Raw genomic sequence first — 14,028 nt, forward strand, 5'->3', positions numbered from 1 at the left:
TTTTACTTCTACAGACTGTCTTTTCCTATTTTTTGGGCAGTATTGCTAACGTACAGCGAGAAATACAAATGAGTTCATTTTTCTCGTCCGTAATCTTAACTTCCCAGATAGCTGTTTTTTTTCCTTTATGTATAGGTCTACCAATAGCAGTCACTAGCCCATCTCTTTTTCCTTTAATATGATTTGCATTAATTTCTAAGCCCACGCATATTTCCTTCTCTTGATCTATACTTAGAAACCCTCCCAAGCTCGCAACTGTCTCTGCTAATGCAACCGATGCACCACCATGTAGTAAACCAAAAGGTTGCTTTGTTCGTTCATCTACTGGCATTGTCGCCTCTACTTGATCTTTGCTAGCATAAATTATTTCAATGCCTAGTGTACTTAATAACGTATTATCGGTATTCATCTTATCCCTCCGCTATATCATTTCACCTTCATACTTTTTATTTTACAATGGTTATCTTCTTCATAAAAGCTTTAAAACTCTTTCCTTTCAAATGACCCCTCTTGTCCATTTTTCTATTTTAATAAAATATTACGTACATGTTTTCACGATATGAATAAACTAATATACAACGTGTTTTCTATGTTTATTCACCTGACATTATCGTTGTTTTTTCTATTCAAATATGCTATTGTTGTTAGAAATAATTTTTTACTGTCTTTTTTTAGGAGGGATTATATGATGAGACATGTTACTTTGCTAGACATCTTCACACACCCAATTGCTAAAAAATATTTAACAAGATCTGGAGTTGCTCACGCAGTTTCTGTGGCGTATCATGCTTTTCGTTTATCCACTCAGTACAACGTCAATCCAGATTTAGCAACTAAAGCGGCCCTACTTCACGATATTGGTCACTATGAATGGTATACAAATGGTCAGTGGGACTATGAAAAATATAAAAAGAATGATATTCATGCAATTAAGGGAGCTGAGCGCGCCCACAAGTTATTAATACGCCTTGGAGAAGAACCTCAAGCAGCAAAAGAAATTGCTTTAGCTATTTTACTTCACACTGATTCTTACTTACCAGAAGGAACCATTCATCAACGTCCTCTACAGAAAGTGGTCAAATTGGCAGATGAAGCGGATGAAGAACCCGGTGGAAAGCATCACTATCGTCAAATGGATTATGCTTTAGCTGTTAAAAAAATTGAAGAGCTTGATCAGAATGTGGAACGAATTCTTGGGTCAGAACAATTTAAGCAACTAGGTTAAAAGGGTTAACTTCTCTATTGAAAGTTAATCCTTTTTTATGTGCAAAAATAAAGCTTATATTTCCCATATATTCGCAAATACTACATAAGGATTCTAAATTACAAAGGAGGTACATATCATGCAAAAAAATGCTAGAGGATTTGTACAAGATTCATGTACATCATTAACAGCTGCTAAGGCTAGCCTTGAGCAAGCTCTTCAAACTGTTGAAAAAGGTTCAAATCGTGAGCGTATTGAGCAGTCTTTACAGGCTGTTGAAACTGCTTTAGGCCAATGTGACTCAACGGCTTCAACATTATCACAAGTTTAAAGAAAAAGCGGTTGAGCCATAGCTCAACCGCTTTTTTCTTTATAGTATAAGTGCAGCAATCCATCCGAAAATAATTAACGGAATGTTATAATGTAAAAAGGTTGGCACACATGTATCCCAAATGTGATTGTGCTGACGGTCTACCGATAAACCTGAAGTTGGTCCTAACGTGCTATCTGAAGCAGGAGAACCAGCATCCCCCAACGCACCCGCTGTTCCAATAATTGCAATAGTTGCTAAAGGACTAAGGCCTAATTCTAAACAAAGTGGCACGAAAATTGTAGCAATGATTGGAATGGTTGAAAAGGATGACCCAATTCCCATCGTAACCAATAAACCAATTACAAGCATTAATAATATTCCTAGTACTTGATTGCCGCCAATTAAATTAACCGAACCTTGAACAAGTGTTTCCACGTCCCCCGTTTCTTGAATCACTTTAGCGAAGCCTGAAGCTGACAGCATAACAAAACCAATAAATGCCATCATACGCATACCATCAGTTAAAACCGTATCCGCTTCGTTCCATTTCACAACGCCACTTAGGTATACGACTATAATGCCGGCAAGTGAACCGAAAATCATTGAGCTTAATGGAATTTGCACAGCTAATGCAACAACAATAGCTATCAATGAAACGATAATACCTTTACGTGTATAAGAAGGTTCAGTATTACTAGTTTCTTCGTTCATCGTGAGATTACTATTTTTATAAATACGAGGCTTACGATATGAAATAAAGACCGCTACAAGTAAACCGATAACCATTCCTAACGCAGGCAGAGCCATTGCTTTAACAATGTCACCGCTGTGTACTGCTAAACCGTTCTCTTGTATGTTTGCTGCGAGAATATCATGATAGATTTTCCCGAACCCCGCTGGCAGAAACATGTATGGTGTTACTAATCCAAATGTGATGACAGTTGCCACAAGACGACGATCAATTTCCAGTTGGTTAAATACTGTTAATAACGGTGGAATTAACAATGGAATAAACGCAATGTGTACAGGAATTACATTTTGTGAAAAGCATGAAATAATTAAGATAATTAATAACATAAGTACTTTAGAAAGTGCTTTTCTTTTTGTATCTCCTTCACGCCCAACAATCTTGAGCGCGCCTGCTACTACTGCGTCTGGAAGACCTGTTCTTGAAATCACAACGGCAAACGCTCCGAGCAATCCATAGCTTAACGCTACAGACGCGCTATTTCCTAGCCCTTCTGTGTATATGTTGACTGTATCTGTTAAGCTAATTCCTCCAACAAGCCCTCCGATAAGAGCACCGATAGCTAGAGAGAAAACAACGTTAATACGAAGTAAACTCAGTACAAGCATAACAGCTACAGCTACTAAAACTGCATTCATTTTGAAACCTCCGTACTTTAGTGTATTAAACAATTAGAGAATTAAAACGATACACTCATTATAATGCCTTACAATCAAATGTCAATGGAAAATCTAAACAAACGTTTGATTAATTACTTTTACTATACAAAAAGCGTGGATGAATGAACTATCCACGCTTTTTATTCACGATTATCCTGTTTAGAAATCACGAATTAATTGAGCTAACGTTCGAACCATGACCCCTGTTGCACCAGAAGGACCATATGCACCACCAGCATTTGTTGTAGCTGTTCCAGCAATATCTAAGTGAATCCAAGGTGTATTTTCTGCAAATTCCAACAAAAAGGTTCCTGCCATAATAGCATGTCCCTCTCGCCCTGGCGAATTATTTAAATCTGCTACTTTACTGCTTCTTACTTTCTTTTTATCTTTTTCTGTAATAGGAAGTTGCCAAATCGTCTCACCTGTATGCTGACTTGCAACCTGTAGCTTCTCATAAAAGGTAGAATCATTCGTCATTGCGCCTGTTGTATCTGTTCCTAAAGCTACAATCACACCACCTGTTAATGTTGCTACATCTACTAAATACGAAGCCCCGTGATGTTTTGCATACGTAATAGCATCTGCTAGTGCTAGTCTTCCTTCTGCGTCTGTATTCAATACTTCAATGGTTTTTCCGCTCATAGCTGTAATAACATCATCTGGCTTAAATGCTGTTGCGCTAACTACGTTATCCGTAGATGGAATGACCATTACAACATTTTGTTTTGGTTTTGTTTCACCAATCACTTCCATTGCCCCTAATACTGATGCTGCTCCACCCATATCCGTTTTCATCCCAACAATCCCGGATTTTGATTTGATTGAATAACCACCTGTATCAAAGGTAATACCTTTCCCTACCAAGCCAATAACATCTTTCCACTCACTTTTCCCTTGATATTTTAATGTAATCATCTTAGGGGGTTCTATGGACCCTTGATTAACGGCTAGCAAAGCTCCCATCCCTAACGTTTCCATCTCTTCTTTTTCAAGAATTTCGCATTCAAATCCATACTTATTAGCTAACTTTTGAGCATATTCTGCTAAGTCTGTTGCTGTTAACATATTGCTTGGCAAATTAACAAGCGTACGTGCTGAGTTGGTAGCTTTACCATACACATAGCCATGCTCAAAAGCATCTTCCACGCTATCAGAAGCAATGACATTGATTTTTTCCAACTGAACAGTTGGCACGTTAGAACGCTTTTTATAATGTTCAAATTCGTATGTAGATAGTTGACTCATTTCACCTAATAAACGAGCCGTCGTTTCCTCACTAATAGCATCCGTGGTAAACGTTGAAAGTTCAATCGTTATCTCTTTAAATTGAGCTTTCTTCAGTTGTTGAAAGAGATTGCCGTAGGCTTCTTTTAGGCTTTCTTCAGTAAGTCCACTTTTTCTCCCTAAACCAATAAAAATTAGGCGCTTTGCCCCAATCTTATTAAACGTTGGAATGGTGGAGACTTGTTTTTCATTGACGTTTATATCTCCCGCTTTTACAAGCTGCGAAAGATAATCATCAAATGTCGCATTAATCTTTTCTAAAGGGCCTTCAAATGAATCATTTCTATGAAAAATCCCTACTACTAGTGCTTCTGTTTCTCTCTCTAAATTTAAATTAGTATGTAACTGAATCATCTACAATCATCCTTTCATAGTAAAACCTTTTAAAAGCTATAGAGCTCTTTATATGTAATATTGTCTCATGAACAATTATAAATAACGAATATATTCACTTACGTCTAATTTATAGCAACCAAAATAAAACACCCATAGCATATGGGTGTTAGCGAACTAAATTAACTTTTTGCCTAAATACCTGCATCGATTTGTTTTCATTAAGAGCCGTTAGTTGCTGTTCAGACAGGGTTCCCTTACCTTTTTCAACTACGTATACACTAAGTTCTTTTTTACCCCACATTTCATAGACATCAGCTACTGTTTCAAAATATAAATCTAAATGATTACCTTTAATTGCTCCACCTTTATCCGCTACGACGCCGTATCCGTATCCAGGAATAAATAAAATTGTACCAATTGGGAATATTGATAAGTCTGCAGCAATTGTCGAGTATAAATCTCGTTTTACTTTTACACCTGAATATGTGATACCGTAACTTGGATCTGTAGGGTTTTTACCCGTTGACTCATACCCTGCTGTATACCCTGTGGCTAACACCGTATGGCTTGGATACGCTGACCAATCAAAAGCCTCTTCAATTGCTAATGGTTCCTTCTCAGAAGCATCCGCTCGAAGACTATGATTAACAGGTGTAGAATCAACCCTTAGCAGACTTTCAAATAAGACGGTAACGGGTACTCCTGTGACAGCTTCATAGGTTGTCAGCAATGCTCCTACAACAAGCAAAGACATACCAATACGCTTTATTAATGTTTTAATCATATGACTCTTTCCAACTCCTCCCACGAATCTATTTGTTTCCAAAGGAAAGTTAAATTATGCGTAGAAAGAGCAAAAACCCCTTTCTCATGAGAAAGGGTGCATTCAATATTATCCACTTAAAACATTTGATATCCTCTTACCCTAAGCATTTTGATTGCCATCCCTGCCATAAGAGCACCTAAAAATCCAGATAGTAAAATAACGATATCTGCGGTAGCTAATGAAAGAAATCGTTCACCTAGCTGAGCAATTGATGTTAAAGGTTCTTGAACATACTTAACTGCTCGTACTTCATCTACAATCAAAATCACAATAACCGGATACGTAATCGCCATAATCCATGACATTCTTAAGAGCATATTCAATAAGAAACCGATTCCAAAAAACAACACAAAGAATAACAACATCGAAATAATTAATTCTGGTACACTCATTGCCATTTTTGATCCATCTCCCCGTCCTTCTTTCTTTAAGTGTACTTAAGTCAACAAATAGCGTCAATAACAGAATTTTTCGTTTATTGCACAAAAAAAAGGAGATTCTATAAGAATCTCCTTGCTCTAATTTATTTAAAAGAAATTAAATTTCCCTTTTTTAAGAACTAAACCAGCTCCACCTTGCAAGAATAAAGAGCGGTTATCAACAACTTTTTTCATAAATGATGCGCTTGAACCAAATAGCTTACGGCCGTATACAACGCCAATCGCATCATCATGCCCTAAAGAACATACCGTACCTTTTAAATCTGCTTTAAAGTCTTTAAGCTCTTTTTCACCACGAATTAAGCGTGAAATGTTTTCTGCGCATGTTTCACCTTGCTGCATAGCTACCTGAGCTGTTGGAGGGTATGGACGATCATTTTCAGGATTAATCATAAATGAGCAATCTCCTACGATAAATACATCGTCATGACCTGGTGCCAGAAGGGAGTTGCTTACCTTAACACGACAACGATTATTTTCGAATCCTGCTTTTTCAATAATATGACTTCCTCGTACTCCAGCTGCCCATACAACAGTTGCTGATTTAATTTCTTCAACTTGGTCATCTTTTTCAACTAAGATGCCTTCTTCTGTACATTCTTTAATTGCTGTGCCAATTTTAAATTCGACACCTTTTCTCTCAAGCTGTGTTACTGCATATTCAACCAATTCTGGATCGAACCCTGGTAAAGCTGTTGGTGCAGCCTCTACACACACAATACGTACTTTTTCACGCGGAATATCAAACTCTTTGCAGAGCTGAGGGACGCGGTTGGCTAACTCGCCAACAAACTCAATTCCAGTAAATCCTGCACCACCAACAACGATTGTTAATAACTCATCACGCTTTACAGGTTCATTATTGTACGTTGCAAATACGTAATCAATATGTTCACGAATTTGACGCGCAGCGTTAATATTAGCAATTGAGAATGCATATTCTTTTAACCCTTTAATTCCGAAGGTTTCAGATTCATACCCTAACCCCACAACTAAGTAATCATATTCAAGTTCACTGTTTTCTAAAATAACACGCTTTTCTGCAGTATTAATATCCATTACAGTGTCTTTTACAAAGTTGACTTTTCCTGTATTAATTAAACTTTTCACTGGGAATCTTGAACGATCGTGGTGTAATGTACCTGCAGAAACCTCATGTAACCATGTTGTTTCATAATGGTAATCATTTTTGTTAACGAGCGTAATCTCAGCATCGTTTGTACCTAATTTCTTTTGTAAATGAACGGTTGTCATAATTCCACCGTAGCCAGCACCTAAGACAACAATTTTCGGCTTTTTCATTGAATGGTCATCCACCTTTTTTTAGTTTATAGTTATCAAATATTTGGATTAAAAGTCATAAAGTTATAAATAAGGTCTACTTTTTTATGTTAGTGTAAACAAGAAAAGCGATTGCTATCCATTTCTTTTCCCGGTTTTACCTCATAGTATTCCTAATAGTTTGTGAACCATTTCACGTAAAATGACATAGTGAACCCTTACTGAAACGATATTATATCTAAAAACATATTATGCTTTTTCACGTTATTTTTCAATACCTATCGATTGATTTATAAGCTTTTTAATTTTCAATCTCTTCATTAAATAATAGAATTTCGAAAGCTATATTCTTCTTTTTTCCATATTTATAGAAGTGCTAAAAAGTTTTCTTTCTCCTTCAGTGCTTTATAATAAATTTTTATCTTTTAATTGTGCTATCATAACAGTAGACTTCTTTAACCTAAATTAACGAATGAGGTGACTAAATTATGAAAGAAGATAAACAAGTATACGATATCACCATTATTGGTGGTGGACCTACCGGGCTATTTACTGCATTTTACGGTGGAATGCGCCAAGCAAGTGTGAAGATTATTGAAAGCTTACCTCAATTAGGCGGTCAACTTTCGGCTTTATACCCTGAAAAATATATTTATGACGTTGCTGGATTCCCCAAAATTCGTGCACAAGAGCTTGTTAATAATTTAAAAGAACAGATGAAGCAGTTTAACCCAACTGTTGCGCTAGAACAAGCGGTTGAAAAAGTAGAAAAGCAAGCGGACGGTGTTTTTCGATTAACGACTAATTCAGAAGTTCATTATTCTAAAACAATTATTATCACAGCTGGAAACGGTGCTTTTAAGCCTCGTAAAATCGAGCTAGAGAATGCAGAGCAATTTGAAAAAGCAAACTTACATTATTTTGTTGATGATATGAATGCCTTTAAAGGACGCAAGGTATTAGTATGCGGCGGCGGTGATTCTGCAGTAGATTGGTCATTAATGCTTGAATCGATTGCAGAGCAAGTTACGCTGACACACAGACGTGATAAATTCCGCGCGCACGAGCACAGCGTAGAACAATTAAAAAACTCCAAAGTAGATATAAAAACACCTTACATCCCAGTAGAATTTATTGGTGAAGAGCGCATTACGCAAGTCGTTCTTGAAAATACAAAAGGTGAAGAAAAAATTGTGGTAGACGTTGATGATGTTATTGTAAACTTTGGCTTTGTATCATCGTTAGGTCCAATTAAAGAGTGGGAGTTAGAATTAGAAAAGAATACAATTGTGGTTAACTCTAAGCAAGAAACAAATATCCCTGGAATTTATGCAGCTGGAGACATTTGTACATATGAAGGAAAGGTAAAGCTAATTGTTGCAGGGTTCGGTGAAGGTCCTACAGCCGTTAACAATGCAAAAGCATACATTGATCCAAAAGCTCGCCTACAACCAATGCATAGTACATCAATGTTCTCGTAATCAAAAAGCGAATGACCATTTGAATGGTTATTCGCTTTTTTTTAGGGTTTCAGCTAATGCATGTAGCCCTTTTTTATCGTTCGTCTGTAACTGGACTTCATATTTAAGCTCTTCTTCACGAATTAAGTTAGTCGATACCTGATAATTCTTCAATTCACTTATATAAGTGTGGTACGGCAACAGGTTAAATGGCGATCCCACACTTTGAAAAATGAGCTGCGCCACTTCTTGCTCTTGAGTATTTAAATATAGAATTGATATCTGTTTGTTGGAATCCAAAAATAGGAGTGTAGTTTTTATTGGCAATGGTGTGGGGATATGTTGGATAAAAAGCATCGATTCAATTTTATCTTGCTTCTGAGATTTTATCGGAATAAACCATGCAGTTAGTTGTTGAATCATTTTTATTAAACGATTTTTTCTAAAAAAGCTTCCGTAACTATAGGCATTTGTTCGTAGTGTATTATTTTCTTCTACCAAACTTTGCACCCCCTTAAAAACCAGTCTAAATAAAACTGGGTTTCTTATATAAAATTATAAATAATTCTGACAATTAAGTCAATTAGAATAACATCTTGTGTTATGTTTCATCACACGTTATTTCATACTCTATGCGCCATCATATACGTATATCCTTTATACAACTCACCAGAATTAGAATTCCTAACAAAAAAATTGAAATAGCTAAGCTGACGTTATTCACACAAAGTCAAAATATCAAAATAAAAAACAGCTCTATTCATTAGAATAGAGCTGTTTTTAGTACCTTGTTAACACTCTTCCGGTGTACCAGCGTTCGCTGCCGTACGGAATGAAGATCCACAGCCGCATGATGCAATGGCATTCGGGTTATCAATTGTAAACCCTCCACCAAGCATAGACTGCTTGTAATCAATCTTAACTCCTTTTAAGATTGGGGCACTTTCTTTATCAACAAGAATTTGAATGCCATGTTGTTCAAACTGCATATCGTTTTCACTAACTTCATGTGCAAAGCCCATTCCGTATGATAAACCTGAACAGCCTCCTCCATTAATCGTTACGCGAAGGTAAGCATTCTCTTCTTCATGTTCTTTCATCATATCTTTTATTTGAAAGCTAGCCGCCTCTGTAATTTCTAGGATATCTTGACTCATAATTAGATGACCTCCTTTTACCTATAAGTATACGCTGTGAGTAAATGATGAACAACTACTCTGCTTTCAGTTCTTAATAGTAATAAACTCCATCACAAATAACAACTGCTGGACCTTTCATTAGTACATGGTTATTTTCTTTCCATGTAATGGTTAAGTCTCCACCTGCTAAGTGAACAATTGTGGGAGTATTTTTTTGCGTAAGATTATTTAAAACAGAAGAAACAACTGCAGCACAAGCACCAGTTCCACAAGCTTGCGTTACACCTGAACCCCGTTCCCAAACGCGGAAATGCATTTCCGATTCATTCATAATCTCTACAAATTCGACATTTACACCTTCTGGAAAACGTGGATCTTTTTCAACCACTGGCCCTAATGTATGAAGAGGTGCTTTTTCAATATCTTCTACGTAAAATACAACGTGAGGATTTCCCATTGATACAGCCGTACCTATAAGCTCTTTATCACCAAATTTCATTTTTTCTGACACAATGCTGTTTCCTTCAAATCCAAGCATTGGAACTTCAGCTGGCTTTAGCTTTGGTGTACCCATGTCAATTGTTACCTCATTTACTTCTTTATCCTGCAAATGAACAGTTGCATAGACAAGGCCTGATAATGTTTCGATTGTAAACTCTTCTGTTTCTACTAAATTATGCTCATATGCATACTTAGCTACACATCTTAAGCCGTTTCCGCAATTTTTTGCTTCTGAACCATCGTTATTAAATACGCGCATTTTAACATTCGCTCTAGTAGAAGGACAAATCAAAATCATTCCATCTGACCCAATACCTGTGTAAACGTTTGATACTTTAATCGCGACAGAAGCTAAATCTTCTTCCGCGATATGTTCTTCAAATAGATTGACGTAGATATAATTATTTCCAAGCGCATGCATTTTTGTAAAAGCAAATTTTTTCATTTAATCACCCATCATTTTTTAGTATGGTCTTAGTATAAAAGCATTGAATGTAGGAAACAATAAGAACATCCCCCGTTTCCCAACTCTTTAGCCAAATTGGTTAAGGAGTTTTTTATTTACAAAGAAAAAGCTCCAAAAAACATTACAAAAGACCCACAAAATAAATTTACCCGTGTATAATATAGTTAAAAAGATTTATATATTTTTAAAAGGAGGAAGTTCATTGAAAGCTTTACATCCTCTTTATGATAAAAAAAGCTCTTGTGCTTTGTGTAGCCACAGGTTTTATTCTAAAAAAGTTCGGTCTCGCTTTTTAAAGCCTCAAAGATACGATACTGACTTTTTCGTTGATTATGAAAATCCACAGTTCCATCCTATTGTATATGATGTCGTAATCTGTCCAAAGTGTGGATATGCCAGCACTGAACAGTTCTCAAAACTTTTTCCTCCAGGCAGTGAAAATCAAGTTAAGGAAAAGGTCATGAAAAATTGGAAATACCAGCCCTATGATCAAGAACGAACGTTGCAACAAGCGATAAATGCTTACAAGCTGGCTATTTATTGTGCCAACATAAAAAAAGAAAAGTCTTCTGTGCTTGCAAGCCTTACTCTACGATTAAGCTGGCTATATCGAATGCTTGATGACAAACAACAAGAAAGAGCTTTCGCTTTACATGCATTAAAGTTCTACACCACAGCATATTTAGAAGAAACATTTCCTTCTAACAGCAGCGAAGTTCGATTGCTATATATTATAGGAGAACTAAACTATCGGCTTGGGTTCCAACAGCAGGCGCTCCTCTATTTTTCAGAAATTATCTATAAGCACAAAAATCATCCCGATCGGAAAACATTTGAGCGAACTAAAGAAAGATGGCATGAGATTCGTAGCATTTCATAGTAAAACGGAAGCGACAATACTAATAGCATTGTCGCTTCCGTTTTTATTCTATATTAAAACATTGTGTTCTCTTCCAAATGTGTGTAGATAGCTGCTACTAATTCTTCTGGTGTGTCCGCAACTACAACATCCCCGTTCACTAAAGCAAAAGGAGATTGTGCACATTTGCCACAATAGCCCAGACATCCATACTCAACAATATCTAAGTTTGGATCTTTTTCTAACTCTTCCAAAGCAAGCTGAGAACCGCTAGCTAAATTGCTGATACAAAATTCAATAATTGGTTGAATCACTATTCTCACCTCTCTACTAATTGTTTATCCTACCTTGTTTTTAAAAGGACGTCAAATGTTCAAACTGCATGCTTATAAGGAAATTATGTTGAAACATATTGTGGTTTTTATTCAATTTAGTTATACTTTTATGTGAATACAAACAAAACAGGTTATATTAAATTATTATTTAAGTAAAATATGCTATGCAAAATCGAATGCGATTGACGTATCGGTTTCGTTTTGTATGCCTATATGTTTTAAGTAACTCAATTAGTATAGAGAGAATACAATGTCTAAACGTAAAGGGGAAATCCAGATGAAGAACCTTGTGATACTCGGTGGAGGATACGGTGGTATGCGTGTCCTACAGCGACTTTTTCCAAATCAACTACCAGAGGATGTACATGTAACACTGGTTGATAAAGCACCTTATCACTCATTAAAGACTGAATTCTACGCGTTAGCAGCTGGAACAATTTCAGATCAGCACGTTCGTGTTTCTTTCCCAGAGCATCCTCGTTTATCTATTCGCTATGGCTTCATTACAAACATTGATCTTGAAAATAACCAAGTTCACCTTGAAGATAACGAAGTTCTCCATTATGATGATTTAATTATTGGACTAGGATGTGAAGATAAATATCACGGCGTGCCTGGCGCACCAGAACATACGTATAGCATTCAAACCATTGATGCTTCTCGCGCTACATATCAAGCGTTAAACAATTTACCTGCTAATGCAACCGTATCGATTGTCGGAGCTGGCCTTAGCGGTGTTGAATTAGCTAGTGAGCTAAAAGAAAGTCGTTCTGATTTAAATATCATGCTATTTGATAGAGGAAAATTAATTTTATCTTCATTCCCAGAACGTTTGAGTAATTATGTGCAAGAATGGTTTACGTCTAACGGTATTGAAATTGTAAACAGTGCTAATATCACGAGAGTAGAGCAGAATATCTTGTACAATCATGATGAGCCAATAAAAAGTGATGCGATTGTGTGGACAGCAGGCATTCAACCAAACAAAGTTGTTAGGGATTTAAATGTTGAGAAAGACCCTCAAGGTCGCGTAGTGTTAACCAAATATCATAATCTGCCTAACAATGAGAATGTCTATGTATTGGGAGACTGTGCTAGCTTACCACATGCTCCTAGCGCTCAATTAGCCGAGGGGCAAGCTGAGCAGATTGTTCAAGTGTTAACAGCACGATGGAAAAATGAAGAGTTACCTGCTGAGCTACCTACTATTAAACTTAAAGGCGTATTAGGTTCTTTAGGTAAAAAGCACGGATTTGGATTAGTAAATGACCGCGCCATTACAGGTCGAGTTGCTCGCTTATTAAAGTCAGGAATTTTGTGGATGTATAAGTACCATAATGGTTAATCAAAAAAACGCCTAACGGGCGTTTTTTTTATGCAGATACAAATCCATATTTCTCTAATTCTTCAAAAATGCGCTTTAGCTTAGGATTCCCTTCTCCCACTATTTCATTGTTAATTAAAATAACCGGATAAAATAAATCCTCATCAATTACTCTTTGTGAAAACTCTTGCTTCTCTTTTTCATCTACAGGCGGGTTATAAATATCAATGTAGCGTATGTTAAATGATTCATTTGGGTATTTTCGACTGAGCGCTGCCTCAAGCCACTCTTGTGTGTCTTTTGAAGACGGTAAATTCACACAGCTTGCACAAATAATTTCTGCTCCATATACACAGATTTCAACGCTGTTTTTTTCCACATTTGTTCCCCCTATTCCCTTGTCGTGACTCCTTCAATAAAGAAAGCTTCCACCCTACCTTACTTTTATTGTACACAAAAATCATTTAAAGGACATCGTTTTTCAAATTGAACGAACGTAATCAAAGATTCTTGAATAGATTTTTTATGTAAGAGCGTTTATAATAGAACTAGAGAAGGAAAGGAGTCGATAATCATGGCTGAAATGGAAATGCATGAACAAGTACAAGAAGTATTAGATAAGCTTCGTCCATTTTTACTTCGCGATGGTGGAGATTGTGAATTAGTCGACGTTGAAGATGGCATTGTAAAATTACGTCTTCTAGGCGCTTGTGGCAGTTGCCCAAGTTCAACAATCACACTAAAAGCAGGTATTGAACGTGCTCTTTTAGAAGAAGTACCTGGTGTTGTAGAAGTTGAACAAGTTTTCTAATAATCCCTTATATAACAAACCCTCAAGCGATGCTTGAGG

17 protein-coding genes are annotated in these 14,028 nt (G+C 36.5%); 6 read left to right on the forward strand and 11 right to left on the reverse strand.

What is annotated here, in order from left to right; genetic code table 11:
- Window positions 1-25 precede the first annotated feature (25 nt).
- Window positions 26-409, reverse strand: coding sequence for a hotdog fold thioesterase (locus tag NIZ91_19480; GenBank protein USY54858.1), 384 nt, complete (start codon window positions 407-409; stop codon window positions 26-28).
- A 279-nt stretch (window positions 410-688) separates the two neighbouring features.
- Between NIZ91_19480 and NIZ91_19485 the strand changes: the two genes are divergently transcribed.
- The gene (locus tag NIZ91_19485; protein ID USY57239.1) at window positions 689-1,225 is read left to right on the forward strand and encodes an HD domain-containing protein; all 537 of its coding nucleotides are present in this window, start codon (window positions 689-691) and stop codon (window positions 1,223-1,225) included.
- A gap of 118 nt (window positions 1,226-1,343) precedes the next feature.
- Window positions 1,344-1,535, forward strand: coding sequence for a hypothetical protein (locus tag NIZ91_19490; GenBank protein USY54859.1), 192 nt, complete (start codon window positions 1,344-1,346; stop codon window positions 1,533-1,535).
- A gap of 39 nt (window positions 1,536-1,574) precedes the next feature.
- On the opposite strand, the gene NIZ91_19495 is transcribed toward NIZ91_19490, so the two are convergent.
- The 5 genes from NIZ91_19495 to NIZ91_19515 form a co-directional block, all read right to left on the reverse strand.
- On the reverse strand, window positions 1,575-2,903 hold the full coding sequence (locus NIZ91_19495) for a Na+/H+ antiporter family protein (GenBank protein USY54860.1): 1,329 nt from the start codon (window positions 2,901-2,903) through the stop codon (window positions 1,575-1,577).
- Window positions 2,904-3,083: 180 nt separating this feature from the next.
- The gene (locus tag NIZ91_19500; protein ID USY54861.1) at window positions 3,084-4,565 is read right to left on the reverse strand and encodes a leucyl aminopeptidase; all 1,482 of its coding nucleotides are present in this window, start codon (window positions 4,563-4,565) and stop codon (window positions 3,084-3,086) included.
- 148 nt (window positions 4,566-4,713) lie between these two features.
- A complete protein-coding gene (locus NIZ91_19505) occupies window positions 4,714-5,331 on the reverse strand; it encodes a 3D domain-containing protein (protein ID USY54862.1) in 618 nt (205 codons plus the stop codon).
- Between the two features lie 116 nt (window positions 5,332-5,447).
- Window positions 5,448-5,771, reverse strand: coding sequence for a YuiB family protein (locus tag NIZ91_19510; protein USY54863.1), 324 nt, complete (start codon window positions 5,769-5,771; stop codon window positions 5,448-5,450).
- A gap of 129 nt (window positions 5,772-5,900) precedes the next feature.
- Complete coding sequence (locus tag NIZ91_19515) at window positions 5,901-7,115, reverse strand: NAD(P)/FAD-dependent oxidoreductase (protein ID USY54864.1); 1,215 nt, start codon at window positions 7,113-7,115, stop codon at window positions 5,901-5,903.
- A 467-nt stretch (window positions 7,116-7,582) separates the two neighbouring features.
- Between NIZ91_19515 and NIZ91_19520 the strand changes: the two genes are divergently transcribed.
- Window positions 7,583-8,575, forward strand: coding sequence for an NAD(P)/FAD-dependent oxidoreductase (locus tag NIZ91_19520; protein USY54865.1), 993 nt, complete (start codon window positions 7,583-7,585; stop codon window positions 8,573-8,575).
- A 27-nt stretch (window positions 8,576-8,602) separates the two neighbouring features.
- On the opposite strand, the gene NIZ91_19525 is transcribed toward NIZ91_19520, so the two are convergent.
- The 3 genes from NIZ91_19525 to dapF form a co-directional block, all read right to left on the reverse strand.
- Window positions 8,603-9,055, reverse strand: coding sequence for a hypothetical protein (locus NIZ91_19525; GenBank protein USY54866.1), 453 nt, complete (start codon window positions 9,053-9,055; stop codon window positions 8,603-8,605).
- Between the two features lie 290 nt (window positions 9,056-9,345).
- Window positions 9,346-9,711 (reverse strand): iron-sulfur cluster assembly accessory protein, encoded by a 366-nt coding sequence (locus tag NIZ91_19530; protein ID USY54867.1) that lies wholly within the window; start codon window positions 9,709-9,711, stop codon window positions 9,346-9,348.
- 73 nt (window positions 9,712-9,784) lie between these two features.
- On the reverse strand, window positions 9,785-10,639 hold the full coding sequence (dapF, locus tag NIZ91_19535) for a diaminopimelate epimerase (protein USY54868.1): 855 nt from the start codon (window positions 10,637-10,639) through the stop codon (window positions 9,785-9,787).
- Window positions 10,640-10,862: 223 nt separating this feature from the next.
- Here dapF and NIZ91_19540 point away from each other — a divergent pair, with 223 nt between their 5' ends.
- Window positions 10,863-11,540, forward strand: a complete 678-nt coding sequence (locus tag NIZ91_19540) for a DUF2225 domain-containing protein (protein USY54869.1) — start codon at window positions 10,863-10,865, stop codon at window positions 11,538-11,540.
- 53 nt (window positions 11,541-11,593) lie between these two features.
- Here the strand turns inward: NIZ91_19540 and NIZ91_19545 are convergent, their stop codons facing one another.
- Window positions 11,594-11,833 carry a YuzB family protein gene (locus NIZ91_19545; protein USY54870.1) on the reverse strand — a complete coding sequence of 80 codons (240 nt, stop codon included), beginning with the start codon at window positions 11,831-11,833 and terminating at the stop codon, window positions 11,594-11,596.
- A gap of 298 nt (window positions 11,834-12,131) precedes the next feature.
- Here NIZ91_19545 and NIZ91_19550 point away from each other — a divergent pair, with 298 nt between their 5' ends.
- Window positions 12,132-13,199: an NAD(P)/FAD-dependent oxidoreductase gene (locus NIZ91_19550; protein USY54871.1), complete on the forward strand. Its 1,068-nt coding sequence runs from the start codon at window positions 12,132-12,134 to the stop codon at window positions 13,197-13,199.
- Window positions 13,200-13,227: 28 nt separating this feature from the next.
- On the opposite strand, the gene NIZ91_19555 is transcribed toward NIZ91_19550, so the two are convergent.
- A complete protein-coding gene (locus NIZ91_19555) occupies window positions 13,228-13,557 on the reverse strand; it encodes a YuzD family protein (GenBank protein USY54872.1) in 330 nt (109 codons plus the stop codon).
- A 195-nt stretch (window positions 13,558-13,752) separates the two neighbouring features.
- Here NIZ91_19555 and NIZ91_19560 point away from each other — a divergent pair, with 195 nt between their 5' ends.
- A complete protein-coding gene (locus NIZ91_19560) occupies window positions 13,753-13,989 on the forward strand; it encodes a NifU family protein (GenBank protein USY54873.1) in 237 nt (78 codons plus the stop codon).
- The last annotated feature ends 39 nt before the right edge of the window (window positions 13,990-14,028 follow it).

The organism is Bacillus sp. 1780r2a1 (genome assembly GCA_024134725.1).
Taxonomy (GTDB): domain Bacteria; phylum Bacillota; class Bacilli; order Bacillales; family Bacillaceae_H; genus Priestia; species Priestia aryabhattai_A.

Bases quoted from the DNA above. Each gene is read 5' to 3' on its own strand.
- NIZ91_19515 (USY54864.1), bottom strand. From the start codon at position 7,115: ATGAAAAAGCCGAAAATTGTTGTCTTAGGTGCTGGCTACGGTGGAATT.
- NIZ91_19490 (USY54859.1), top strand. From the start codon at position 1,344: ATGCAAAAAAATGCTAGAGGATTTGTACAAGATTCATGTACATCATTA.
- NIZ91_19520 (USY54865.1), top strand. From the start codon at position 7,583: ATGAAAGAAGATAAACAAGTATACGATATCACCATTATTGGTGGTGGA.
- NIZ91_19550 (USY54871.1), top strand. From the start codon at position 12,132: ATGAAGAACCTTGTGATACTCGGTGGAGGATACGGTGGTATGCGTGTC.
- NIZ91_19500 (USY54861.1), bottom strand. From the start codon at position 4,565: ATGATTCAGTTACATACTAATTTAAATTTAGAGAGAGAAACAGAAGCA.
- dapF (USY54868.1), bottom strand. From the start codon at position 10,639: ATGAAAAAATTTGCTTTTACAAAAATGCATGCGCTTGGAAATAATTAT.
- NIZ91_19530 (USY54867.1), bottom strand. From the start codon at position 9,711: ATGAGTCAAGATATCCTAGAAATTACAGAGGCGGCTAGCTTTCAAATA.
- NIZ91_19505 (USY54862.1), bottom strand. From the start codon at position 5,331: ATGATTAAAACATTAATAAAGCGTATTGGTATGTCTTTGCTTGTTGTA.
- NIZ91_19485 (USY57239.1), top strand. From the start codon at position 689: ATGAGACATGTTACTTTGCTAGACATCTTCACACACCCAATTGCTAAA.
- NIZ91_19495 (USY54860.1), bottom strand. From the start codon at position 2,903: ATGAATGCAGTTTTAGTAGCTGTAGCTGTTATGCTTGTACTGAGTTTA.
- NIZ91_19510 (USY54863.1), bottom strand. From the start codon at position 5,771: ATGGCAATGAGTGTACCAGAATTAATTATTTCGATGTTGTTATTCTTT.
- NIZ91_19560 (USY54873.1), top strand. From the start codon at position 13,753: ATGGCTGAAATGGAAATGCATGAACAAGTACAAGAAGTATTAGATAAG.
- NIZ91_19480 (USY54858.1), bottom strand. From the start codon at position 409: ATGAATACCGATAATACGTTATTAAGTACACTAGGCATTGAAATAATT.